This is a genomic window from Nitrospirota bacterium (assembly GCA_004296885.1).
Lineage (GTDB): Bacteria > Nitrospirota > Nitrospiria > Nitrospirales > Nitrospiraceae > SYGV01.
Genome location: SCVN01000016.1, coordinates 97,632 through 119,754, shown reverse-complemented (window position 1 = coordinate 119,754; position 22,123 = coordinate 97,632). Strand labels below are relative to the sequence as shown.

Annotated in this window: 22 protein-coding genes and 2 tRNA genes; 12 read left to right on the top strand and 12 right to left on the bottom strand. The window is 59.3% G+C overall.

Features of this window, described 5'->3' with window-relative positions; translation table 11 throughout:
* Positions 1-79: 79 nt before the first annotated feature.
* The 6 genes from EPO61_09515 to EPO61_09490 all read right to left on the bottom strand — a co-directional run bounded on the left by EPO61_09515 (position 80) and on the right by EPO61_09490 (position 6,727).
* A complete protein-coding gene (locus EPO61_09515; protein ID TAJ08334.1) occupies positions 80-580 on the bottom strand; it encodes a DUF420 domain-containing protein in 501 nt (166 codons plus the stop codon).
* A gap of 553 nt (positions 581-1,133) precedes the next feature.
* Entirely contained in the window at positions 1,134-1,643 is a 510-nt protein-coding gene (locus EPO61_09510) for a purine-binding chemotaxis protein CheW (protein TAJ08333.1), read from the bottom strand.
* Between the two features lie 97 nt (positions 1,644-1,740).
* Positions 1,741-3,957, bottom strand: coding sequence for a chemotaxis protein CheA (locus EPO61_09505; protein TAJ08332.1), 2,217 nt, complete (start codon positions 3,955-3,957; stop codon positions 1,741-1,743).
* 79 nt (positions 3,958-4,036) lie between these two features.
* Positions 4,037-4,408, bottom strand: a complete 372-nt coding sequence (locus tag EPO61_09500) for a response regulator (protein ID TAJ08331.1) — start codon at positions 4,406-4,408, stop codon at positions 4,037-4,039.
* Between the two features lie 94 nt (positions 4,409-4,502).
* Positions 4,503-5,645, bottom strand: coding sequence for a hypothetical protein (locus tag EPO61_09495; protein TAJ08330.1), 1,143 nt, complete (start codon positions 5,643-5,645; stop codon positions 4,503-4,505).
* A 263-nt stretch (positions 5,646-5,908) separates the two neighbouring features.
* A complete protein-coding gene (locus EPO61_09490; protein TAJ08329.1) occupies positions 5,909-6,727 on the bottom strand; it encodes a response regulator in 819 nt (272 codons plus the stop codon).
* Between the two features lie 285 nt (positions 6,728-7,012).
* Here EPO61_09490 and EPO61_09485 point away from each other — a divergent pair, with 285 nt between their 5' ends.
* From EPO61_09485 to higA, 5 genes are all read left to right on the top strand, one after another.
* Complete coding sequence (locus EPO61_09485) at positions 7,013-7,786, top strand: LuxR family transcriptional regulator (GenBank protein ID TAJ08328.1); 774 nt, start codon at positions 7,013-7,015, stop codon at positions 7,784-7,786.
* A gap of 48 nt (positions 7,787-7,834) precedes the next feature.
* The gene (locus EPO61_09480) at positions 7,835-9,067 is read left to right on the top strand and encodes a hypothetical protein (protein TAJ08327.1); all 1,233 of its coding nucleotides are present in this window, start codon (positions 7,835-7,837) and stop codon (positions 9,065-9,067) included.
* Positions 9,068-9,103: 36 nt separating this feature from the next.
* Positions 9,104-12,082, top strand: coding sequence for a PAS domain S-box protein (locus tag EPO61_09475; GenBank protein TAJ08326.1), 2,979 nt, complete (start codon positions 9,104-9,106; stop codon positions 12,080-12,082).
* 560 nt (positions 12,083-12,642) lie between these two features.
* Positions 12,643-12,921, top strand: a complete 279-nt coding sequence (locus EPO61_09470) for an excinuclease ABC subunit A (GenBank protein TAJ08325.1) — start codon at positions 12,643-12,645, stop codon at positions 12,919-12,921.
* Between the two features lie 13 nt (positions 12,922-12,934).
* A complete protein-coding gene (higA, locus tag EPO61_09465; GenBank protein ID TAJ08324.1) occupies positions 12,935-13,255 on the top strand; it encodes an addiction module antidote protein, HigA family in 321 nt (106 codons plus the stop codon).
* 124 nt (positions 13,256-13,379) lie between these two features.
* Here higA and EPO61_09460 read toward each other — a convergent pair whose 3' ends face one another.
* From EPO61_09460 to EPO61_09450, 3 genes are all read right to left on the bottom strand, one after another.
* Positions 13,380-13,784, bottom strand: a complete 405-nt coding sequence (locus EPO61_09460; protein TAJ08323.1) for a PIN domain-containing protein — start codon at positions 13,782-13,784, stop codon at positions 13,380-13,382.
* Positions 13,781-14,020 carry an AbrB/MazE/SpoVT family DNA-binding domain-containing protein gene (locus EPO61_09455; protein TAJ08322.1) on the bottom strand — a complete coding sequence of 80 codons (240 nt, stop codon included), beginning with the start codon at positions 14,018-14,020 and terminating at the stop codon, positions 13,781-13,783. The genes EPO61_09460 and EPO61_09455 overlap by 4 nt, the downstream gene beginning before the upstream one ends.
* Positions 14,021-14,232: 212 nt before the next feature.
* Positions 14,233-15,189 carry a DUF4365 domain-containing protein gene (locus EPO61_09450; protein ID TAJ08321.1) on the bottom strand — a complete coding sequence of 319 codons (957 nt, stop codon included), beginning with the start codon at positions 15,187-15,189 and terminating at the stop codon, positions 14,233-14,235.
* 258 nt (positions 15,190-15,447) lie between these two features.
* Here EPO61_09450 and EPO61_09445 point away from each other — a divergent pair, with 258 nt between their 5' ends.
* The 4 genes from EPO61_09445 (at position 15,448) to EPO61_09430 (ending at position 18,040) form a co-directional block, all read left to right on the top strand.
* On the top strand, positions 15,448-15,831 hold the full coding sequence (locus tag EPO61_09445; GenBank protein ID TAJ08320.1) for a type II toxin-antitoxin system RelE/ParE family toxin: 384 nt from the start codon (positions 15,448-15,450) through the stop codon (positions 15,829-15,831).
* Positions 15,770-16,174 (top strand): XRE family transcriptional regulator, encoded by a 405-nt coding sequence (locus EPO61_09440; GenBank protein ID TAJ08319.1) that lies wholly within the window; start codon positions 15,770-15,772, stop codon positions 16,172-16,174. The genes EPO61_09445 and EPO61_09440 overlap by 62 nt, the downstream gene beginning before the upstream one ends.
* Before the next feature lie 328 nt (positions 16,175-16,502).
* Entirely contained in the window at positions 16,503-17,630 is a 1,128-nt protein-coding gene (locus EPO61_09435; GenBank protein TAJ08318.1) for a hypothetical protein, read from the top strand.
* Between the two features lie 65 nt (positions 17,631-17,695).
* Positions 17,696-18,040, top strand: coding sequence for an XRE family transcriptional regulator (locus tag EPO61_09430; protein ID TAJ08317.1), 345 nt, complete (start codon positions 17,696-17,698; stop codon positions 18,038-18,040).
* Between the two features lie 103 nt (positions 18,041-18,143).
* On the opposite strand, the gene EPO61_09425 is transcribed toward EPO61_09430, so the two are convergent.
* Complete coding sequence (locus EPO61_09425; protein ID TAJ08316.1) at positions 18,144-18,359, bottom strand: AbrB/MazE/SpoVT family DNA-binding domain-containing protein; 216 nt, start codon at positions 18,357-18,359, stop codon at positions 18,144-18,146.
* A gap of 779 nt (positions 18,360-19,138) precedes the next feature.
* Here EPO61_09425 and EPO61_09420 point away from each other — a divergent pair.
* Both EPO61_09420 and EPO61_09415 read left to right on the top strand, forming a co-directional pair.
* Positions 19,139-20,137 carry a replication initiation factor domain-containing protein gene (locus EPO61_09420; GenBank protein TAJ08315.1) on the top strand — a complete coding sequence of 333 codons (999 nt, stop codon included), beginning with the start codon at positions 19,139-19,141 and terminating at the stop codon, positions 20,135-20,137.
* Between the two features lie 99 nt (positions 20,138-20,236).
* Positions 20,237-21,307: a hypothetical protein gene (locus EPO61_09415; protein ID TAJ08314.1), complete on the top strand. Its 1,071-nt coding sequence runs from the start codon at positions 20,237-20,239 to the stop codon at positions 21,305-21,307.
* A 79-nt stretch (positions 21,308-21,386) separates the two neighbouring features.
* Here the strand turns inward: EPO61_09415 and EPO61_09410 are convergent.
* Positions 21,387-21,464, bottom strand: a tRNA-Glu gene (locus EPO61_09410).
* A 99-nt stretch (positions 21,465-21,563) separates the two neighbouring features.
* Between EPO61_09410 and EPO61_09405 the strand changes: the two genes are divergently transcribed.
* A complete protein-coding gene (locus tag EPO61_09405; protein ID TAJ08313.1) occupies positions 21,564-21,896 on the top strand; it encodes a hypothetical protein in 333 nt (110 codons plus the stop codon).
* 121 nt (positions 21,897-22,017) lie between these two features.
* On the opposite strand, the gene EPO61_09400 is transcribed toward EPO61_09405, so the two are convergent.
* Positions 22,018-22,091 (bottom strand) — tRNA-Gln (locus tag EPO61_09400).
* Positions 22,092-22,123 lie beyond the last annotated feature (32 nt).

Here is a 22,123-nt window from a genome sequence, read left to right as displayed (position 1 = left end):
CCCTCGCTACCCTCGATCACGTCTCCGCCCGGCGCCCCGGTCAGCCTTCCCGCCCTCCAGCATCCGTTTCCGACCTCGCTCAGCTCGCCGGATACCAGACAAACAACAGCAGATAGACCAGATAGGCGGTCAGCATCGTGCCCGTGAAGCTCCAGACCAGGAACTTGCCCAAGCGGCGATGCACCGACATGCCGGCCGCCATCGCGCCGACGCTCCCGTACCGCAGCCGCGTCAGGCCGGTATACAAGTTGTAGGCTCCCACCGCGATCGTGGAGACCGCCAGGGCCATGTGCACGGAGAAGACCGGCACATAGAGCCGCCAGTATTCGCCGTCCGTCCCTCCGAACCGCTCGCGCCCGAAGAGCAGTTGCTTCATGACGTAGGCCACGAGCCAGATGCCGACGATCGTGCACGCGCGGACCATCAAACGCGAATGGTAGCCCACGTCGTGCTGCCGGGCGGATCGCACGCCGGCCAAGGCGACCAGGTAGGCCGCCGTGATGCTGAAGAGCACGCCGTACCAGAGGATCGTTTTGCCGTCCATGCCGCCCTCCATACCGCGCTTGCGTGAGCCGCTCACTTCGATCACCTGTGAGCGGAGAGGTTTTTGCCTCCAGTGCAATCTCCATCAACCTTCGGTTGAACCGCCGCGTTCGATCACATCGCGGCGGAGAGGTCTTGCTCCACCAGTGAAATCTCGAACGCGCTTGCGTGAGCCGCCCTACCAACCTCAGTTGAACGGCGCGCTCTGTTATGTCGTATCGAGTTGACGCGCGCCGAGAAAACCCTTCGATGACTCCTCCTCGATGTAGCCGCGTGCAGACCACCCTTCGTCCCGCGTCGCTCCCTTCGCGCCAGACCTCCCGACGCTCTTTCCTCGCCCCGGGGGGGGAAGGGCGAGGAAAGAGGCAGGAGACGCGCTTCCGGTCTTTCCCTTGAGGGAAGGGGAAGGGAAAGAAAGGAAACGCGTCATGAGGCAGCCCTCAGAACTCCTCGAACCCGTCTTTCGAACCCGAGCCGTTCCCGTTCCCCGCATGGGCGCCGACGAACGCACCGGCCTTCAACCTGTTCCTCCCTGAGTCTCTCGTCGCTTATGAAGCGGAGTTCGGTGAACCGTTCACGAATCCCGCGCGTCACGCGCTGGTAACCGTCTGTTCGAATTCATCCACCGACAACACCCGATCGATGTCCAGGAGCGTAATGAGCTTATCCCCGGACTTGGCCATGCTGTGGATAAAGCCGGTGTCCACCCTGGCGCCGAAGTTCGGCGGCGGCTGGATATCCTTCGTGGCGATGTCCAGCACGTCCGACACCGCATCCACGACGATCCCCATGACGCGGTCCCGGACCACGACGACCACGATGACGGTAAACATGGTCGCTTCCACCTTCGCCATCCCGAACTTGTTCCGCAGGTCCACGATCGGCACGATCGTGCCCCGGAGGTTCAGCACCCCCTTGATGAAGTCCGGCGTATTGGGAATCCGGGTGACGGCCGTGTAGCCTTTGATCTCCTGCACCCGGAGAATGTCCACCCCGTAATGTTCCTCCCCCAGCGTGAAGGTCAGATACTGGCTGCCGGCCGCCGACAACCCCGCCTGCTGATCCGCTTCGCTCGCCGCTGTATCCACTGCCGTTGCCATTACTTCCTCCTCTCGTTATTCGTCGTTCGCCTCTCGGGAAGCGTATCCCGTCGTTCATGACGCAACGTTCGTAGGGAGCTCCCTCTTTCTTCACCTTTCACGCCGCCACGACTTCGCCTCGGCGGGCCACTTCGAGCAGCCCCCGCACGTCCAGGATGAAGGCGACGGTGCCGTCGCCCAGGATCGTCGCCCCGGCCATGCCGTCCACTTTCCGGAAGTTCTTCTCCAAACTCTTGATCACGACCTGCTGCTGGCCCAGCAGTTCATCCACCATCACCGCCGCCCGCTCGCCCTCGGTCTCGAGAATCACCAGGATCGCCCTGGTCGGGTCGGTGCAATCCGGCTGCACGCCGAAGACATCGCCGAGGCGCACCACGGGACAATAGGCGCCGCGCACGTTCACGATCTCGCCCCGGCCTGCGACCGGCTTGACGGCGGACGGCCCGGGCTGGATGGACTCCACGATCGACACCAGCGGCACGATGTAGGTTTCCGGCCCGACGCGCACCGTCATGCCTTCGATGATGGCCAGGGTCAGCGGCAGCTTGAGCGTGAAGGTGGTGCCCTTCCCGAGCTCGGTTGTGATGGTAACGGTTCCGCCCAGCCCCTCGATGTTCCGCTTCACCACATCCATGCCGACGCCCCGGCCGGACACGTCCGTGATCTTGTCGGCGGTCGAGAAACCAGGCCGGAAGATCAGCGGCCACACCTGCTCGTCCGAGAGTTTGTCCGCCTCGTTGACCAGGCCTTGCTGGATCGCCTTGGCCAGAATCTTGTCGCGATTGAGTCCCCGCCCGTCGTCGGTCACCGCGATGCAGATGCTGCCGCCTTCATGGAACGCGTTGAGCGTGATCGTCCCCTGCTCCGGCTTGCCGGCGGCCCTCCGTTCCTCAGGCGTCTCCAGGCCGTGATCCGCCGAATTTCTGACCAGATGCGTCAGCGGATCCCCGATGGACTCCATCACGGTCTTATCCAGCTCGGTTTCCTCACCGGACATGAGCAATTGGATCTGCTTGCTGTTCCTGGCGGCGAGGTCTCGGACCAGCCGCGGGAACCGGTTGAACGCCGTCCCGATGGGCAGCATCCGAACCGCCATCACCCGCTCCTGAATCTCGCGGGTGTTCCGTTCCAACTGGCTGATGCGCTCCTGCAACACGGGGAGCCGGTCCATGGCGAACCGCGCACCCAGATCGCTCAGCATGGATTGGGTGATCACGAGTTCGCCGACCAGATTGATCAGTTTGTCGATCTTCTCCGTATCCACCCGGATCGACGCGGTTTCAACCTTTTTGGGCTGGGCGGCCTGCTCCAGCTTCCGCTGTTTGTCCAGGGCCTGGGCGATCTGCTGCGGGGTGGCGGCCTTCTGTTCGACGAGGATCTCGCCCAATCGCTTCTGCTGCGAGAGGGCGTGCCGCAGCACGTCCGGAGAAATCACCCCTTCTTCCAGCAGAATTTCGCCGAGGGGCTTGGGACCTCCGTCCGACGTGGAGCCCATGCCCGCCGTGGCGACAGGGCGAGGGGGAGACGCGGCGATCTCCGTGTCTCCGCGTCCCCGCGTCCCCGGCTCACTGCTCGTTGTTTCTTCAATCGTCAGCTCGCTGTCGTCCTGGACGAACAGGAAGACGGCCTCGACCTCCCGCCTGGGATGTTCGGTGATGAGCGTGCAGGTCAGGGGCAGAGAACGTCCTTCGGCATGCAAGCGTTCCAGGGGCGGCAGGCGGTCGATATCCGCCGAGGACGTCAACTCGCCGAGGTCTCGGAGTTCGCGCAGAATCTGACCCGGATGAATCCCTCGCGCAAAGACCGCGGGGGTCGGAACCCAGTGAATCTCGTACCGTATGCGGCGCATCTCGTCCGGCGCTTCACGCTTCACGGGCGACGCATCGTGCGCCGGAGACGGCGCACCCTTCACGGGCCCCACGGCGCGCGACTCCGTGCAAGCCAGCAACCGCTCGCGCAACGGGCCCACGACGTCCTCGTCCGGATCCGCATTCGTTTGGGCCGCCTCCAGAAGCCCCTTCAGCCCGTCGGTAGCCTCCAACAACAGATCGATCAACGGCTTATCGGCCTGCATCTGGCCGGTACGGAGCGCATCCAAGATGTTCTCCATCTTGTGGGTAAACTCGCCGACCGCGGCAAAGCCGAACATGCCGGCGTTGCCTTTGATGGAATGGGCGGCGCGGAAGATGCGGTTGAGCAGGTCGAGGTCGTCCGCGCACTGCTCGAGCTGCAGCAACCCCTCTTCCATGGTCGCCACGTGTTCGGCGCTCTCCTCGAAAAACGCGCTTTGAAATTTCGACAGATCGACGCTCATCTCTTAACCCCCGGTCGAAAAGTCCTCAAGTTTGCAAGTCTGAAAGTTGCAAGCTCCCGGACTAAACACTTTCACATCCTTACGCCGGCAGCACCTTGGCGATCACTTTCAACATTTGTTCCGGGTTGAACGGCTTCACAATCCAGCCGGTCGCACCGGCCGCTTGGCCTTCCTTCTTTTTGCCCTCGTCGGACTCCGTCGTCAGCATCAGCACCGGCGTGAACTTGAAGGACGGCATGGCCCGCACGGCTTTGATCAACGAGATACCGTCCATGTTGGGCATGTTCAGATCCGTGATCACCAGGTTCGGCTTGACCCCGCCATTCAGCTTGCCGACCGCCTCCTTGCCGTCTCCCGCCTCGACCACGTCGAAGCCGGCGCTGGTCAGGGTGAAACTGACCATCTGCCGCATGGTCGCCGAATCGTCCACGATGAGAATCTGCTTGCCCATATCAACCTCCAAAAGAATGAACGATGAACGCGGAATGATGAGTGTTGGACTTCGGATCTCGACCGTTCGGCACTCATCGTTCCGCCTTCTGCATTTAGAAAAGCGTGACGTTGTCGTCCGGCGCCCCCCCGGCCGTCACCGCAGAAGAGATACCGGCGCCGTCGCGCACCGCGCGCATGATGGCCCGCTCCGATTCCATGGTGTAACTCCGATCCAGGCCCCGCAGATCCCGAAACGCGTCGGCTGTCGGCATCGGCAGATTTCCCTTGGCCAACGCCAGCCCGGCCATGTGTTCATGCACTTTGAGGAGCGGGGCATTGACATGCTCGATCATCTGCCGTGTCATGTCCTGGAACTGCATGGACATCACGATCTGAGAGATATCATGCACGAGTTCCTCTGCCTGGCTGCCGGCTTGGGACACCCGGGACCGCAACTCGGCGTTCCGCTCCACCATGATACGGGCCCGCTGCTCCACCCGTTCCTTGGCCGACAGGGTCTCGTTCAGGTTCACCGAGGCGAGCTCCGCCAGTTCCTTCATCGCCCGTTCCGTGCTGTCCCGCACGGTGTCGATGAGCGTGCGGATATTCGTGGCCGCGCCGCCCGAGCGATTCGCCAATTTCGCGACCTCGTCGGCGACGACCGCGAAGCCCCGTCCATGTTCCCCCGCCCGCGCCGCCTCGATCGCGGCATTGAGCGCGAGCAGGCGCGTCTGGTCGGCGATGAACTCCACCTCCACCAGGCTCCCGACGATGGCCTTGGTGCTGCGGTCCACTTCATTCATGACCACGGCGACGCCCGCCGATACCTGGGCGGTCCTTTGGACGTCCTGGACGAACCGGCTGAGCGTCAGGCCGATTTCCTGGAGAATCGTCTCGACGGTGATCTGGCTCCCGCCGTTCTCGCGGCCGGCTCCGGAGACCAGATGCTCCGCCTGGCCGGCCTGGGCCTGCGCCCGCTGCGAAATCCGCTGAAATCTCCCGCAGAGTTCAAGGGCCGCCGACTCGGTCTGCTGAATGACCGCCTTGAGCTGCTCGACCAGAACGGGCAGCAGCGGCGAGGCGCAGTTGGCAAATTCCTCCCACGCCCGGCAACGCGCTTCGATAGCGGCCTGCTCGGCCTGGGCCTGCGCGCGCTCGGCCTCCAAGCGTTGCCGCCAGACTCTCCACACCAGACCGGCGGCGAGTCCCCCGCCGGCCAGCAGGCCGATGATCATCCCCATCCATCCCACGACCATGCCGTTCCCCCTTCGACGCGCCGCTCAGACTCGTGGCATGTCGCGACGCGCATCCGTCTGGCGCTTCATGCCCCGACGAAGCCAATAAAAAAGGCGCAATCAGCGTCCTCCCACGGCATGGGAGACAACCGGATTGCGCCTTCAACTTGCAGGTCTGGTATCCTGCCCGCTAAGACGATCGCTCGCCGAGTCGGTATGACCCTCGAGCTTCAGTAGCTGTTAAGCAAGATATCGGCCGACCGCCGGATATCTTGAGCCCGACCTCACGACTGGCGGCCGTCTTTCAGGATCCCCGCCAGTAGTTTCCGCAAATCGCCAAGCTCTTTGGACTTGAACGCACTCTTGGTATTCGCGAGCACCTCCACCGATTGGCGCAAGGCCTCCTCATAGACCGCCAATTTCGTGCACCCGACCGCCGTGCACAAGTCCATTTTCCTGTAGTCCGAGCGACCGCTCTTCGTGGCATCGAGCGTGGTCTTGAGACTTACCACGATCTGGCGGAAGAGGATCACCGTCTGATCCAGCACATGCTCCGTAGGTTCTGCGCCCTTTGCCCCGGCCGCCAGGGACTGTTCCAGGCCGTCCATCGCTTCGCCCCAGAGGCGCATCTCTTCACGGGCCTTGCGCAAGGTCCGCAAGACCCGCCCTTTGCCGATCGCGAGGCCGACGCTCCGGCACAACGCCTCGACATCCACCGGTTTGACCAGATAATCGACGACGGCGTGGCGAACGGCTTCCACGGCGGTCCCCACGGACGGATAGCCGGTGATGACGATGACCGGCACCGCCAGCGCCCCGCTCCGACAAGCCTGGAGCCACTCCAACGTCTCGTTGTCCGGGAGACGAATGTCGGTGATCAGGAGATCATAGGCATCGGTCGCCAGCGCCGCGACGGCCTCCTTGGCGGTGCCGACGCACTCGCACTGGTACCCCTCCTCGCGCAGCCATTCCGCGATCAGCCGGCGAACCGGCTCCTCATCCTCCGCGACTAGGATGCGGCCCCAGGCACGACGGTCCCTGTTCAAGGCAGGTGCGGGCTTTGCGCCACGCCGGCTGTCAACCATGCACAAGTCGGTCATCATCCTCGTCCTGTCTGTTCGAGATGCCAACGCTTTGTTCCGACAAGAGCTTGTTTTTCAGGTACGTCCTGGCTAAATTAGGCGCACATTCACCATCGAACGGCACTTGCTATCTGCGAACCTTATCGGACAGCAACGGACAAGCCTTAACGCGTGCTCACACCTAAATCTTAAGGTACTCCTACGCTTTCCTTGTACCTTTGTTATGGTATGCTCAGAGCCCTTTGCGTTGGAATTTCACGGCGGAGCCTCTCGAATGGTCACTAAGTAACAGCGAGCGCCTCACCGATGTCGCATCCGCCCAAACGCCTCGATCAACAAGAATCGCCTTCTCCCTCCCTGACTTTCACCCAACATACTCTGGGTCAACTCATGGATTCGGTCGAGGGGATGCTCCATCCGTCGCTCTATAAGAAAACATTGCGTCAGATCGGAGTGAATATCGGCCGGAGCGCAAGTCTCCACCATCTGGAGACTCACAAGACCGGCAAGCCTTACTCCGCGCAGGACTATATCGCCTGCATTGAAGGCTTGAAAGAACACTTGGGGTTGGAGTGCTCGGCTACGGAAGCGACCGAGAACTCGATCACGTTTCAGATTCCCGTCTGCGCGTTTGGGCAATGCGCCGCCAACACCGATATCTGCCTGGTGGAATCCGGGATTCTGGGTGGGATCGCAGGGGATTACTTTGGAGAAAGTAAAGTCTCCATCCACCGCGGCAAGGGCTCACCGCCCCAAAACTGCCATGCCGTGGTCTACCTCCGCCGGTCCGAGCAGAGCGTCACCGCGGAGGGAACGGTCTATCCGGAAGAGTTCGATTCACCGAACGACAGGGTTTCGGGAACCAAGCCCCACCTTTCCTTGGCGCGGCTCTCCCTGCGCGAACGTCAAATTCTCAGACTCGTCGGGGAAGGGTTGTCCAACAGACACATTGCCGCAGCGGTCCATCTCAGCGTGCGGACCGTGGAGGGCCATCTCAGCCGGATCCACGCCAAACTAGAGATCAAGGGACGTACCGATCTCATTCGGTTGGCACTGCGCAGCGATCTGTCTCGCCTCTAGCGACGCCCGGCATGGCACGCCTCCTGCTCTCCTCTTCTCTTCTCGGCGATAAGAGGAGGCAACAATATCCCGAATCGCCGGCTCACCGTCAATCAGACAGAGGTCCTTGTGAGACCCCATGAAGAAGCGCCTGCCCACCAACGCCACCGGCCGTACCGGTGGCTTCCCCTCCTCATTGCCGCCATCACGGTCATTGCTCTAGGCATCGGCATCCTGGCCCTCCACCGTCTCGAGACCCGCTTGGTCGCCACGACGGGGGAAAGCCTGGCTCTGTTGGCCGCCGACATTGCGGACAAGCTGGATCATGTCCTCTTCGAACGATACGGCGATGTCCAAATCATGGCGGGCACCTTTTCTACCAAGCTGCACGATGCCGCAGCCCTGACCCAGGACCTCAACCGAATGAAGGAGCGATATCTGCTCTACCGATGGCTCGGCGTCACCGACGCAAGCGGCCGGATTATCGCCTCCACCGACCCGGTCAGTGTGGGACAAGACCGCCATAAGACGGTGTGGTTTCAAGCCGTGCGTGACGGGAAAAGCATCCATCTGATGGACGTATCAGATTCTTCGGAGACAGGCGGGAGTCCTGCCATCGGATTCTCCGCTCCGATCACGGGGCCCGACGGGACAGTCCTCGGAGTGGTGACGACACGCGTCGGGCTCCTCGAGTTGGAGGATGTCTTTGGGAGAACCGTCTCCGCCTTTCAGTCGCTGCGCGGCAACAGAGCCAGGATCGAATGGCAGTTCCTGATGCGCGACGGCACCCTGGCCGCCGACTCCCTGCTGCGGGAGGAAGGGAAGACCAACCTCAAACAACAGGGATTGCCATCCGCCCTGTTGAGCGGGGCCACGGAGCCAGGCTACGTCGAGGAACTCCATGCCCGCCGGCAGGTCCCCGTCATCACCGGCTACGCGCGGACCGAAGGATACGGAGAATTTCCCGGCTTTCCCTGGGGCATTCTCGTGCGCGTGGATCGGAGCGAGATCTTGGGCCCTATCCGATCCATGGTGTGGCAGCTGGGCTTGGCAGGGAGCCTCGTGTTGGGCCCCCTGATCGGACTCCTGCTGTGGACGACCAGGCGCGTGCAGCAAGAATGGGCCAACTCGGCGGGGCAGCTTTCTCGGCTCAGGGGGCTCCACACCGTCAGCCAGGCGTTGCAGCAGGAGACTTCCTCGCTGAACGCCGACTTCGCGTTGATCCAATTTCTTCAGTTGCTTGTGGACATTGCCACGCAAGTCACCGGAGCCAAGTATGGCGCTTTCGGCCTCTTCGACTAAACAGGCAAACACCTCATCCGGTTTATTACGACCGGGATGGATCAGGCGACCCAGCAAACGATCGGAACCTCCCCGACCGGAAAAGGCCTGCTGGGCTTTCTGGCCCAGGAAGCCGACGTGCTCCGCCTGAAGGATCTGACGCGCCACCCCACCTTCACCGGCTTTCCGCCGCACCACCCTCCGATGCACTCGTTCCTGGGCGCATCGGTGCGGGCGCACGGCCGGGTGTTTGGACGGCTCTACCTCACCGAGAAATGCGGGGCCGACGAGTTCACGGAGATCGACGAGGAGGTCATTGCCTCCCTCGCCGCCCAGGCCGGAATCGCCATCGAAAACGGCTATTTCTTGAACCAGATCCGTGCCGCCGAAGCCCAATACCGGACCACCATGACCGCGCTGCCGGTGGCGGTGGTCCGGTTGGACCAACATAACACCATCCGATTCGCCAACCGGCTGTTCTACGAGTTCGTCCAGCGCAACGAGACGGACACGATCGGCCAACCCATCGAGACGCTCTTGCCCGTTGAGGGTCTTTCGGAACTGTTGCGTTCCGTGCGCGCGAACGAGGCCCACCCGGTCCAGGAACGGGAGTGTCGCATCCCCGGCGTCGATCCGACGACTTGCAATGTCATAGCCCAGAACCTGCGCGAAACGAGCGAACTCGTCCTCGTGATCGAGGACATCACCGAACGCAAGCACTCGGAGCAGGCTTTGCGCGCGAGCGAAGAGCGGTTCCGCCAGATGGCCGAACATATCAAAGAGGTCATCTGGATGACGGATACGACCAAGAACCAAATGCTCTATATCAATCCCGCCTATGAAAAAATCTGGGGACGCGCCTGCGAGAGCCTCTACCGCAACCCTCTTTCGTTTCTCGAAGCGATTCATCCGGATGACCGCGAGCGAGTGCACGCCGCCTTATCGAAGCAGCCCAGCGGCGAGTATGACGTGGAATACCGAATCATCACGCCCGATGGCTCACCGCGTTGGATCTGCGATCGGGCTTTTCCGATCCGCGACGCATCCGGGCAGGTCTATCGGATCGTCGGCATCGCGGAGGACATCAGCGAGCGCAAATTGGCGCAGGAAGCCATTCAGCACTCGCGCGATTTCTACCTGAAGCTGCTCGACGAGTTTCCGACTCCGATCTGGAAATCCGGCCTCGACACCAAGTGTGACTACTTCAACAAGAGCTGGCTCAGCTTCACCGGGCGAACCGCGGAGCAAGAGCTGGGCGACGGATGGGCCGAAGGGGTCCATCCCGAAGACCTGGCGCGATGCGTCGACACGTACCGGGAGGCATTCCGCTCCAAGCGGCCGTTTGAGATGGAGTATCGCCTGCGCCGGCACGATAACGTCTATCGATCCATTATCGACATAGGACGGCCGTTTTGCGATCTCACCGGCAGCTTCGCCGGCTACATCGGCGTGTGCTACGACATCACCGAGCGAAAGAATGCCGAAGACGCGCTGCGGAGAAGTGAGGCCAATCTCAACCGTGCGCAGATAGTCGCCCACATCGGAAGTTGGCACCTGAATATCGGAAAGAACGAGCTCACCTGGACCGACGAAGCGTACCGCATTTTCGACGTGCCGATGGGCACGCCCCTGACCTATGAACGGTTCCTGGAATGCGTCCACCCGGACGACACAGCCTACGTACATCAGGCCTGGACCGCCGCTCTGCGCGGGGCCCCTTACGACATCGAGCACCGGATTGTGACCGGGAGCGAAGTGCGATGGGTCAGAGAAAAAGCCGATCTCGAATTCGACGAACAGGGCCGTGTCGTCGCCGGCATCGGCATCACACAGGACATCACCGAACGCAAACGGGCGGAAGCGGCGCTACAGGCGAGCGAAGAGCAGCTCCGTCAAGCTCAGAAGATGGAGGCGGTCGGCCGGCTGGCCGGAGGCATTGCGCACGATTTCAACAATCTGTTGATGGTCATGCTTGGGTACAGCGACACCCTATTGCATCGGCTCGAGGACGATAGCCCCCTGCGTCGCTACCCGTTGGAAATCAAAAAAGCCAGCGACCGGGCATCCAGCCTGACCCATCAACTCCTGGCCTTCAGCCGACAGCAGGCGCTGGAGCCGAAAGTGCTCGACTTGAACGACAGCGTGGCCTCCATGAGCGAGATGCTCCAACGGCTGATCGGGGAACATATCGAGTTGGTCACTGCGCTGCAAATGGGGATAGGATGCGTGAAAGCCGATCCGGGGCAGATCGAGCAGGTCATCATGAACCTGGTGATCAATGCCCGGGACGCCATGCCGGAGGGAGGCACGCTGACCGTGGCAACGGACGCCGTCGACGTTGACGAAACGCTTGCCGATGTACTCGATCGCATCCCCCCCGGTTCCTATGTCATGCTGGCCGTAAGCGATACGGGGCACGGCATGGATGCAGAAACCCAAGCCCATATCTTCGAACCGTTCTTTACCACCAAGGAGCAAGGCAAGGGGACGGGGTTGGGGCTGGCCAGCGTCTACGGCATTGTAAAACAGAGCGGCGGGGCCATTTTGGTCAAGAGTGCCCCGGCCCATGGCACAACCTTGACCGTCTATCTCCCTCGCGCGGCGGACCTTGCCGTCACCGCCACAGGGACGGAACCGGTCAGGGAGCCTGCCGGAGGATCGGAGACCATTTTGCTGGCTGAAGATGAAGAAATGGTCAGGACGCTGGTGCGGGAGTCCTTGGAGGAAGCCGGCTATCGTGTATTGGAAGCCCGAGACGGCCCCGAGGCCCTCGCGCTCAGCGCCCGCCACGCGAAACCGATTCATCTTCTCCTCACCGATGTCGTGATGCCCCACATCAAAGGACGCGAGTTGGCGGAGCAACTGATAGATACCCGTCCGGACATGAAGATCCTGTACCTCACCGGCTACACGGACGACATCGTCCTGCAACAAGGACACCTGCAAGAAAATGCGTCCGTGCTCCATAAGCCGTTTCTGCCGGAAACGCTGCTCCGCAAGGTGCGCGAACTGCTGGATATGCAGCACCCCGAGTAGGTTCCCTCGAGACTCTCTCGCCAACCACCCAGGCTGGAAAGCACCAGGCGGAGGCAAGAAGATGTTTCCGCCTAAGGTGTTGCTCCGTCGCCCTTTGAATCTTGAGGGCACCGGCACACGCAAGCGAGGGATGAAATCTAAGCCTACTTGAGGCAAAGTAACTATCCGCCGCGATTTGATCAAACGCGGCGGCTCACACGAAGAACACTTGAGGTATCTCGCGGATCGCCTCTCAAATGAGAAGAGGCTCCCGCCAAGCAAGCTCGGGGTGGTGGCCCCAACGGGATTCGAACCCGTGATTGAACTACGACCACGCCTTCGCCATTTATTTCGTGACGTTCGATGACATAGTTAAAGTAGCGGGAGGGCGCAACTAAAACACCAAGGGGCACTTATACCTTGCAGATCAATGGGTTGAAGACGGAAGCGGCCTTGAGTCCTTGTGCGAGATGAGTGGCCCCCTCATGAAGACATCGAAAGCGTATTTTCTCATTCTACTTTCATGAGAAATGCATTATAATCATACTCGTTACGTAAATCATAAAATATGACACCCGAGCATGATAAGGCATTTTAGCGACAAGAAGACGGAACGGTTCTTTTCAGGGGATACGGTGAAGGAGTTCTCCGGCTTCAGGAAGGCAGCTGAACGGAAATTGACCATGCTCGACAATGCATCGGACATCAAAGACCTGCTCTCACCGCCAGGAAACCGACTGGAAAGGCTGAAGGGGGATCGATCCGGGCAGCACAGCATCCGGATCAACGATCAGTGGCGGATTTGCTTTGCCTGGAAGACTGACGGACCCTATGAGGTCGAAATTACCGATTATCACTGAAGGAGTGCCCATCATGATCAAGAACGGAATGCGGCCGGTCCATCCCGGGGAAATCCTCTTCGAGGAGTTCATGAAGCCGTCAGACCCGCCGATCAATGCCAATATGCTCGCCAAGGCCATTGACGTGCCGGCGAACCGGATTACGGCGATTATCAAGGGGCAGCGTGGCATTACAGGGGATACCGCGGTCCGCCTGGCGGCATTTTTCAACACCACCGCTGAATTCTGGATGAACCTGCAGAAGACTTATGAGTTGCGTCTTGCCGAACGGGCTCTGTCGAGCAAGGTCAGGAAGCATATCGAGCAACACAGGGATGCGCTTGTACCGGCATGAGAATGGTGTGGCCACACTCGATTGAGCCAGAAGTCAGAGGATCATACGGCAACCACGGGATGATTAAGGCGGCGACTTGTGCATCGAAGGCAGGCGCGGATATCCTCCGCCTCCAAATAGAGAATTAAGCTCCGGCCAGAAATTCGAATCCTTCCAGCTTGCCGGCCTGCTGGTCAAAGGTCATCGTACGATCGCACCCCTGTTGGTGATTGACGGCACCGAGGAGACAATCGGCAAAGTCCGCCTTCCCCTTCTGGTACAGACGAAAAGCGGTCCAGGCTACCGGTAAGTCCTCGACTTGAAACTGACTTGTCCTCAGAACCTTCTCCAAAACACCGGCGATAGTCTCCTTTGAGTACCCGTAAGCGCTCTCCAATACCCACACCAGTTCACAGAGCACAATCCGGTTGATGAAACCGGGGCTTTCTTTGGTACATTCCCGCGCGATCAGCCGAGCGGCCCGCCTGGATTGGGTCGGATCGTCCTGTACGAGAAAGCGAACGAGCACGTTCGTATCCAGGCCGATCACCGACGGCCTCCCCGCTTCCGTATGGCCTGCTTCATCGCCTCCACGGTGACCGGTCGAGCCGGTGCTTTGAGGATGCCCCTCAACTCCGTCGCATCCACCGTGGCCGGCAACACCATCACCCGCCCGTCATCTTCCACCACAAATTCCAAGCGATCCCCCGGCTGCAGGTGCAAGCGTGCGCGAATCTCCTTGGGGATCGTGGTCTGCCCTTTGCTGGTCACCGTTGATGTTGGCATGAAAGAACTCCTTGCAAATACTATTTTTCCTTACTATAAGGTAAGGACTTATCAAATGCAAATAGTGCCAAACGCAAGTATGCGCCGGCGCACAGGTGCGCCTTAGCTAACCATTGCTAGCATCAGCTGTGAGCGGCGCGTTCTCCATTGCACCACGGGCTTTTACACCATGGCACCGTTCGGCAGTTGCATACCGCAGTTATGTACCAACTCTAATGTGTATGCGCCAGTGCCGACAGTTTGCCTTCCGGCAAGGTTGAACAAAGCGCATATACTGCCGGATCTGTGGACTGCCAATAGGCCGCCTGCGTCCGAGTCACGTATCTCTTAACTTCATTGAGACACCGTGTAAAGGCCGGGTGGAGCAACCGCAAAGTAGCGCGATACACTTGCCCATTGGGCTCGGGATTCCGAAGTACATTCACCTTTGGGAGTCTAGCTATTTCCATCTCGAGACGGAGAACTGCGCTGTTTCCACCCAGGTATTTGAGGATTGCAATGCACGTTTGAGCGAGATGGGCAGACGCTGCCCAATCGGTGTGTGGAACAATCGCATCCGGCGCGATCCCATGAGCCGATCGAAACATCTCAGCATAACGAGCATGATGCGCCACTAAATCATGGACTCGATAAACGAAGCGCTCATATCCTCTCTCGCGAACATATTCAGTCTGAAGACCCTGACACCCAAAAGAATTCGTCAGATCGGTGATACGGAAGAAGCGGAATCCGAAGGATTCATATCTGAGAAATCGGTCGTAGCGCGCTCGCACTTGGCTCTTCACAGCGGCAAAAAAGACTTTTCGGCTGCTGATCTCAGCCAAGCAGAGAAAGACGGGTACTTGAAGGGCCATCCAATACCTGATTGTCTTTGCCGAAACGCCCGAGAACAGTATCCAGTCAACCAAGCCATGGCGCGTTCTCCCGCGCCAACGTATCTTCTGCCTTGCTTTCAACTGGACTGCGATGAGATGGCCCGTAAGCAGACCCTTCTTACCGACCATCTCGATGTACAGATCGACGCCATAATCTCGCTCCAGAACATCTCGGCAGAGCCATTCAGGTGGCAGCGCCTGAAGGAGGATATTTCTTGATAGGGTTTCAAAGACATGTGACCTATCACGTTTCGGTAGCATTGCATGCGATCTTTCTATCCGCAGGCCTTCCACCTTAGCACCTGTGGGTATAATCAATAAACATACCGCGAGGCCCCTCGCAGCAGATAACTTAATGCCTCCGTCTCTAGAGAAAGAAAGGCTACTCCCACGTCCAATAAGTGTCAAATCAGGGGGAAGCCAAGCGGTTGCGCGGGGGCTGCAGGTTAGTCATTAACTGTCTTTCCTTCGTAACTTTTCCCGCCGGCGGCCACGCGGGCGTATTCATTTACACATTGACAGTTGTGATAACACCAATGTTATCATGTACCCGTGGGCTGGGAGGTCTGGCTCTATCAATCTGTGCGTGGCGATAGCCCGATCGAGGCTTTTCTCGACGACCTCCCTATCAAGGCAAGGGCGAAATGCATTGCCTACTTGGAGGCGTTGGAAGAGCACGGTTTTGAGTTGCCCCGTTCGTTTATAGCCAAGCTCCGGGGAAATATCTGGGAACTTCGCCCCGAATGGGCTGGAACGGAGTACCGATTGTTCTATGTGGCAATGGTGGGCCGGCGCTTTGTCGTGCTTCATGCCATTACCAAAAAGTCACAGAAAGTGAAAGCGAAGGATATCGAGCTGGCCGAAGCACGTCACAATGAGATACTCGAGAGGTGGCATCATGAAACGACTCCGCCAATACGTCCTCGAACAGAGTAAACACCATTCGGCGTTCGATACCCATCTCGACCAAGCACGCTCAGAGGTTCGCCTGGCTGTGGCCGTCGCACAATTGCGCGAGCGCCGGGGGATGAGCCAGCGGGATCTGGCGCGGGAGACCGGGATCAAACAGCCCCAGATTGCCCGTTTGGAGAAAGGCGATCAGTTACCAACTCTCGACACGCTGTGGCGGCTTCTGAATGCATTAGATGCACGGATGGAGCTTGGTCCGGATGGAAAGGTCTCGGTACATCCGCTTCAACGGACTTCACGCTCATCCACGATCAGGCCGCGCTCAAGAAAGGCCACCCGGTCCCACCGCTTGGCAACTGCAGCTCGGTGACAGCCTTTCACTGAGGCTCTGTTATTTCACGCTACCCTTCCCATAAGCACCCCTACCTTTGCCTGAAATAAGCTAGGCCTTCTGATCATGTCGTCATAGTTGTCCCAGGCTCTCCCGAGCCATTCCTAATCGATTCGGGCAAAGACATGGGCTCACCCTTTGTGGAAATGGGGCGTCACAAGACTCCCCTCTCTCATTTTCAAGGATAGCTGTATGTGCTATGCCCTGTACAGCTAGGCCAGCCCCATCTTCGGAGGAGATCATGCTTAATGACGCGTCTGTCCGTGTAGAACGGAGTGTGCTTTATCAACAAGTATGGGCAGAGGCTATGGTCAACGTGGCAAAGAAATACGGCGTTTCGGACGTTGCGCTTGCCAAGATTTGCCGTAAGTTGACGATCCCTGTGCCTGGACGAGGATACTGGCGAAGAAAACACACGGGGAAGCGGGTGCCGCCGCAACCTCCCCTGCCATCTCTACCGACCGGTGCGCCAACAGCGGCGACCATCCACAGTCCCCTCCCAAAGCCAATAAGTGAACCGGCCTCGGAGGCCGTGCAAAAACAGGTTGCGTATGAAGCCGAGCACCCGATCGAGGTTCCCGATCGCATCAGTCGTGTCCATCCACTCCTGACTGACCTCTCTAGCGCATTGAAAACTGCCTCAGCCGACACCTACGGTGCGCTAGTGTCCCACGAGGCCAAACGGTTCAACCTACGGGTCAGTAAGCAGGCCGCGAGTCGAGCGATCCGTATTCTCCATGCTTTTATTACAGCCACTTCCCAGCGCGGCTTCGCCCCTGTTGCCGGTCCCGATAAGAAGGTCTTTTCCGTAACGGTCTTGGGCGAATCATTGGAGATCGCGCTGGAGGAACGATTCAAACAGGTGCCGCATGTCCCCACTCGCCAGCCAAGTGCGACGCCGTGGTATACGCCCCGCTTCGATTACGAATCTACCGGCCAACTCAGCATCCGCATCAAGTCCATCTGGGGTGGAGAAGTGCGCAAAGTTTGGCGGGATACGAAGACCGCCAGGCTGGAAGAGGTGCTGAACGACGTAATGGTCGGGCTGGTCAAAGCTGCGGAAGCCCAGCGGGTCGCCACCCTAGAACGAGACCGCCAGCGCCAGGAATGGCAAGCGGAACGGAAACGGAAAGAGCTCGAAGAACAGCGCCGACAAGAGGAGCTGGCCCGCCGGCAGGCTCTTGAGGCTGAGTCAGCCAAGTGGGCCAAGGCTATCGAGATTCGCGGTTATGTCGCGGCGCTACGGACCGCAGCCGAACAGCAGAGCATTCCCAGCGGCGACGACCGACTGACAAGCTGGCTGGCTTGGGCGGCAGAGCATGCCAACCGGCTCGATCCTGTCCCACGGATTCTGTCTCTTCTGACACAACCTGCGACCATATCCGCTGAGGAAGAGCCGGATTCCATGCAGGAAGAAATGGAGACTGAGTGGTAATTGCCCAACCTAGACAACCTGCCGATTGATCCCATACCCATTTAGGTATAATATGTTTCCCACTGATGAGAAGGCGCAAATCCATTCGTAAAATTGAGATCACGGAAGGCAGCGGGAATGTCTATGCCGACATTGGAGTACGTGATCCTGAAGCGATGGCGATGAAAGCCAAGCTCGTCATGAAAATTGATGAGCTGATCAAAGACAAGGGCCTGACCCAAATACAAGCGGGCCAGCTTCTAGGCATGCCTCAGCCTAAAGTCTCCGCTCTCCTAAAAGGACACTTTCGCGGCATCTCGGAACGCCGCCTGATGGATTGCCTCATGCGACTTGGACGTGACATCCAGGTTGTGGTGAAAGCCGCACCCCGGAACCGTCAGCACGGGAAGATTTCCGTCGAGTTTGCCTAGGTACGTGGCTATCTCAGCAACTTGAGATAACGAGCTCGCGGTCGCCGTGCAATAGACCCCATCCTGACCCGCTAATAAAAAAACCCGAGCCAGCTGCTTGAGTCTATAAGGACAAGCGGTTCTTCTTTTCTCGAATCCCCTCCTTGGACATGCCCCTCAGGACCCCCTTGAGCGACTTCAGGGGCACCTCGGGCACCAGGGTAATCACTCCTCCCTTTTCCAGCACCTGAAGCTTCTGCTTGGGGATCAAGTGCAATTTGTCCCGGACTTCCTTGGGGATCACGATCTGAAACTTCGGGGAGATCGTTATGGTCGCCATGATGCACTCCTCTCGTACAGGGTCTTGATCGATCCTCATACCGTCATATGCTGCCCTAGTCAAGATTCGCCCCACGATCACCGGCCAATTCTCAGCGTGACGCAAAATTCACAAAATTGGATGCGCACGGTCCGCATGAGCACGAGAGGGTACAGACGGGTGCGAGAGGGCGCACATGGGTCATTGTCTGCTCGCAACCAGCTCCATACAATCGCAGGCATGAATTGCGATGGCATCAGGAGACATGGCGAGACACCATCCGGCCTCATAACTCCACTTCCCGGAGGTTTTTGGCAGGAAGCTGCTCACATGAGCCACCACAAGCATACATCAGCATACATATGCCTAATGGCCATTCGAAGAAAAGCGGATTAAGACTAAGGACACGGCGTGCATATCTCGACAACGACCACTGTGACCACCGATGACCACAACAGACCCAAACTGGCCACAACAGTCCACTTCTGGCCAATTCCTTCTCCTGACTACTATCCGTAAAGTGGACACCGACATGAAGGGGGCTAATCGTGGAACGATTCAGAATGTCGTCACATGCTGCTGTAGCGCACAACTGCCTATATCTGCCTGCATCTGCCTAATGGACCATCACTCTGGGACGGCGTAGAAGGAATGCATGATACAGACCGAGCGCTCAGACACGACTTGCGGAGGCGCAGCCCGAGTGCCAACAGGCACCGGGCAGAGCCGAGCATATAGCCCCCGGACAGGTAACACGGGGGCACAAACTGCAACCTCTTTCTAGGGAGCCTAGTGATTCTATGGATTCGATCTCTCCAACCGTCCCCCACTTCACCATGACTACCGATTGGCTGGCCTTTACCCTGCCTTCGAGCTCCGTGCATGACGTGACGCAGGTGCTCGGAGGAGACTGGACCAAAGGCAACGGAGGCTATCGCGGGTATCCCCTGTCCTGGGTCTTGGCCGGCGGGACCAGGGGCACCGGAAAAATTGGAATCGGCGCTCCGCGCAGCCCCAGAGAGGTACACGTGGACCTCTCCGCCGGCATTGTCTCAGCCTGGCCGGTCGACAAAATCAAGGCCATCCTCCAATGGGTCTTCGACCACAAGGGGCACCTGACCCGGATCGATTGCGCCCTGGACGATCGGCACAGCCATGTGCCGATCGAGCAAGTCAGGCACGCCATCCTCGCCGGCCAAATGGTGGGGCGCCCACACAAATCCAAAAGCGTGGATGGGCTCGACATCCACAAGACCGAATCTACGGGCGCAACCCTCTACCTGGGAAGCCCGCACAGTCAGACCATGCTCCGCATCTATGACAAGCGTCTCGAGCTCAAAGAAAAGCACCAGGCGAATTGGCAGGACTATGGCATCCGCTGGGAGCTGCAATTTAGAGACGACCGGGCCAACTTATGCGGCCGGTTGTTGCGGCTGCTCGAACCTGAGGAATGGGTCCGATTCATCGTGAGCGTCCTCCGGGGCTATGTCGACTTCCGCGATACCTCCAAGGATGAGCCCAACTGGGCACGTTGCCGGGCTCCGTTGCTGCCCTGGTGGATGGAGCTGACAAACGGGTTAGCGCAATGCCGCCTGACCGTCGAGAAGCAAGCGCGCACGATTGAACAGGTGAAAATTTGGGCCAAGCAATCACTTGGTCCCATGCTCGCGGTCCTGAACGAAGCCGCAGGCAAGGACTGGTTCAACGAGCTTTTGGATGACGGGAAGCGCCGCTGGAAGTCACGTCACCGGGACCTGCTCAACCATGAGGAGTCACCCAAAGACCGATCCGACTCGTGACGCCTCCCTCCCATCGCCGGCGGTCACGCGGGCGCATCCTGGGGGGACCAGGGGGGTGTCGCAAGACTCCCCCCTCTCCGAACGGACATACCGGGACCCATGAACGAAGAATTGGGAAAAGATAGCGCCCTCGTTCCTGCCGGAAGCCTTGACGGCTGGCTTGTGCCGCCGCATACTCCCGATCGGCGAAGTCGTGGTCGTGGTGGGGGCCGGAGGGCCAATGCCATGACTCAAACGTTAGTCGAGTGGGTGGAACGGTTTTGTCAGTATCAACTCAAACAACGGGGCAAAACGGAAGGAGGGGTGAGAGCTTACCGTTGGGTGTTAGAACAGTTCCTGGTGTTCATGCGCCATCGCCATGGGCGTCTGGCAAGGGTCGGAGACCTCACGCGGGCCGAAGTTCAGGCCTGGATGGATCATATGGCCGCAGCTGATCTCACGTTAAACACCATGCGATGCCGTCAGTCGGCGTTGTCGAGCCTCTGCGCGTGGCTGGTAAAGCGGGATCTGCTGGCAGCTAACCCTATTGCCGGAATGGATCGACCGCCCCATCGGTCGGAACCGCCCAAACAGATCCCAACCCCTGCCCTCATGGATGCGCTCGTCTCGGCGGCCAAACGGCGGCAGCGACCTCGTGACCTGGCACTGTTCCTGATTCTGCGCTACACGGGCATGCGCCGAGAGTCGGTGGCAACCTTGCAGGTTCGTCACTTGGATGCCGGTTGGGGATTTCGGGGGGTCCGGGTCAAGGGTGGGCAGACGAGGGATATCCCCGTCCCGGAGCCTGTCATGGCCTACCTGCAGTGGTATGTCGAGCGAGTCTTGTCCGTAGAGCAAACCACGATCTGCCCGGAGACACCTCTCTTTTGGTCAACCTGGGGACGCCGGGTCAAAGGCAAGACTTCGGCTCCCATGACCGGAAAGAACCTCTGGCGGTTGTGCAAGGTCTATGGGCGGCTCATCGGCTACCCGATGTTGAAGCCTCATGACCTGCGGCATGGTGTGGCGATGGAGGTCCTGGAACAACAGCATGACCTGGAGCAAGTGCGGGCGTTGCTCGGGCATAAGCGGATCGAGACGACGCAGACCTATGCCCGGATTCGTCCGCCGCAACTCAAGCGCGCGGTCGCGTTTTACGAGGATCAGGCCAGGCAGATTCTGGCAGATTAGGACAAGGCTTCGAAACTTGGTTTAAGGACCCAGACGGGACTATTAAAACCAAGGGCTAAAACCTTCAACAAAAACAATGTGGTGGTCCCAACGGGATTCGAACCCGTGTTTGAGCCTTGAGAGGGCTCCGTCCTAGGCCAGGCTAGACGATGGGACCAGCCGGTCGTTGGCAGTGAGAGGCAATGGCAGACGGCCCGGAACCATACCACAGGGTTTGTATGATTGCAATGCGCGAGGGAAGGGAATCGCTGTACCCATGAAAGCCTTGCTTACAGTCTCGCTCGCTCTGTTTCTGCTGCTGGGTTGTGCCACGGATCGCGATCGTCTGATGCGGGACAAGTACCCCTCATATCCCGACAACATCAAGCGGGCCATCGACGAGAGCTACCTCTTGACCGGTATGGACCAGGAACAAGTCTATCTGGTCCTGGGACCAGCGATGTGCAAAAAGACCGTTCAACGCAAGGGTAAACAGGTTGAAGTATGGCTCTATCCTCCGGGCGGGAGGGAGCCCTGCCTCACCGCCAGGCACCGGGTCTACTTTGATCAGGGCTTGGTCACGGAGTGGGAAGTCAAAGACGTACGGTGAGTGTTGCGACTGGCATTCGTCGGATAAATCCGCGACAGGCCCCCTAACCGTCCCCAAACACCACGAGCCTCCTCCGATCGGAGGAGGCTCGTAAGTGTTTGAGAAGGTAATTAAAAAGAAGTGGCTGGGGGACTAGGATTCGAACCTAGGTAGTCAGATCCAGAGTCTGACGTCCTACCACTAGACGATCCCCCAACCGTGGGAAGCAGCCTAATATAAGGTCCGCA

Bases quoted from the DNA above. Each gene is read 5' to 3' on its own strand.
- EPO61_09510 (TAJ08333.1), bottom strand. From the start codon at position 1,643: ATGGCAACGGCAGTGGATACAGCGGCGAGCGAAGCGGATCAGCAGGCG.
- EPO61_09505 (TAJ08332.1), bottom strand. From the start codon at position 3,957: ATGAGCGTCGATCTGTCGAAATTTCAAAGCGCGTTTTTCGAGGAGAGC.
- EPO61_09500 (TAJ08331.1), bottom strand. From the start codon at position 4,408: ATGGGCAAGCAGATTCTCATCGTGGACGATTCGGCGACCATGCGGCAG.
- EPO61_09495 (TAJ08330.1), bottom strand. From the start codon at position 5,645: ATGGTCGTGGGATGGATGGGGATGATCATCGGCCTGCTGGCCGGCGGG.
- EPO61_09490 (TAJ08329.1), bottom strand. From the start codon at position 6,727: ATGATGACCGACTTGTGCATGGTTGACAGCCGGCGTGGCGCAAAGCCC.
- EPO61_09485 (TAJ08328.1), top strand. From the start codon at position 7,013: ATGTCGCATCCGCCCAAACGCCTCGATCAACAAGAATCGCCTTCTCCC.
- EPO61_09475 (TAJ08326.1), top strand. From the start codon at position 9,104: ATGGATCAGGCGACCCAGCAAACGATCGGAACCTCCCCGACCGGAAAA.
- EPO61_09470 (TAJ08325.1), top strand. From the start codon at position 12,643: ATGATAAGGCATTTTAGCGACAAGAAGACGGAACGGTTCTTTTCAGGG.
- higA (TAJ08324.1), top strand. From the start codon at position 12,935: ATGATCAAGAACGGAATGCGGCCGGTCCATCCCGGGGAAATCCTCTTC.
- EPO61_09455 (TAJ08322.1), bottom strand. From the start codon at position 14,020: ATGCCAACATCAACGGTGACCAGCAAAGGGCAGACCACGATCCCCAAG.
- EPO61_09440 (TAJ08319.1), top strand. From the start codon at position 15,770: ATGAGATACTCGAGAGGTGGCATCATGAAACGACTCCGCCAATACGTC.
- EPO61_09435 (TAJ08318.1), top strand. From the start codon at position 16,503: ATGGTCAACGTGGCAAAGAAATACGGCGTTTCGGACGTTGCGCTTGCC.
- EPO61_09430 (TAJ08317.1), top strand. From the start codon at position 17,696: ATGAGAAGGCGCAAATCCATTCGTAAAATTGAGATCACGGAAGGCAGC.
- EPO61_09425 (TAJ08316.1), bottom strand. From the start codon at position 18,359: ATGGCGACCATAACGATCTCCCCGAAGTTTCAGATCGTGATCCCCAAG.
- EPO61_09420 (TAJ08315.1), top strand. From the start codon at position 19,139: ATGGATTCGATCTCTCCAACCGTCCCCCACTTCACCATGACTACCGAT.
- EPO61_09415 (TAJ08314.1), top strand. From the start codon at position 20,237: ATGAACGAAGAATTGGGAAAAGATAGCGCCCTCGTTCCTGCCGGAAGC.
- EPO61_09405 (TAJ08313.1), top strand. From the start codon at position 21,564: ATGAAAGCCTTGCTTACAGTCTCGCTCGCTCTGTTTCTGCTGCTGGGT.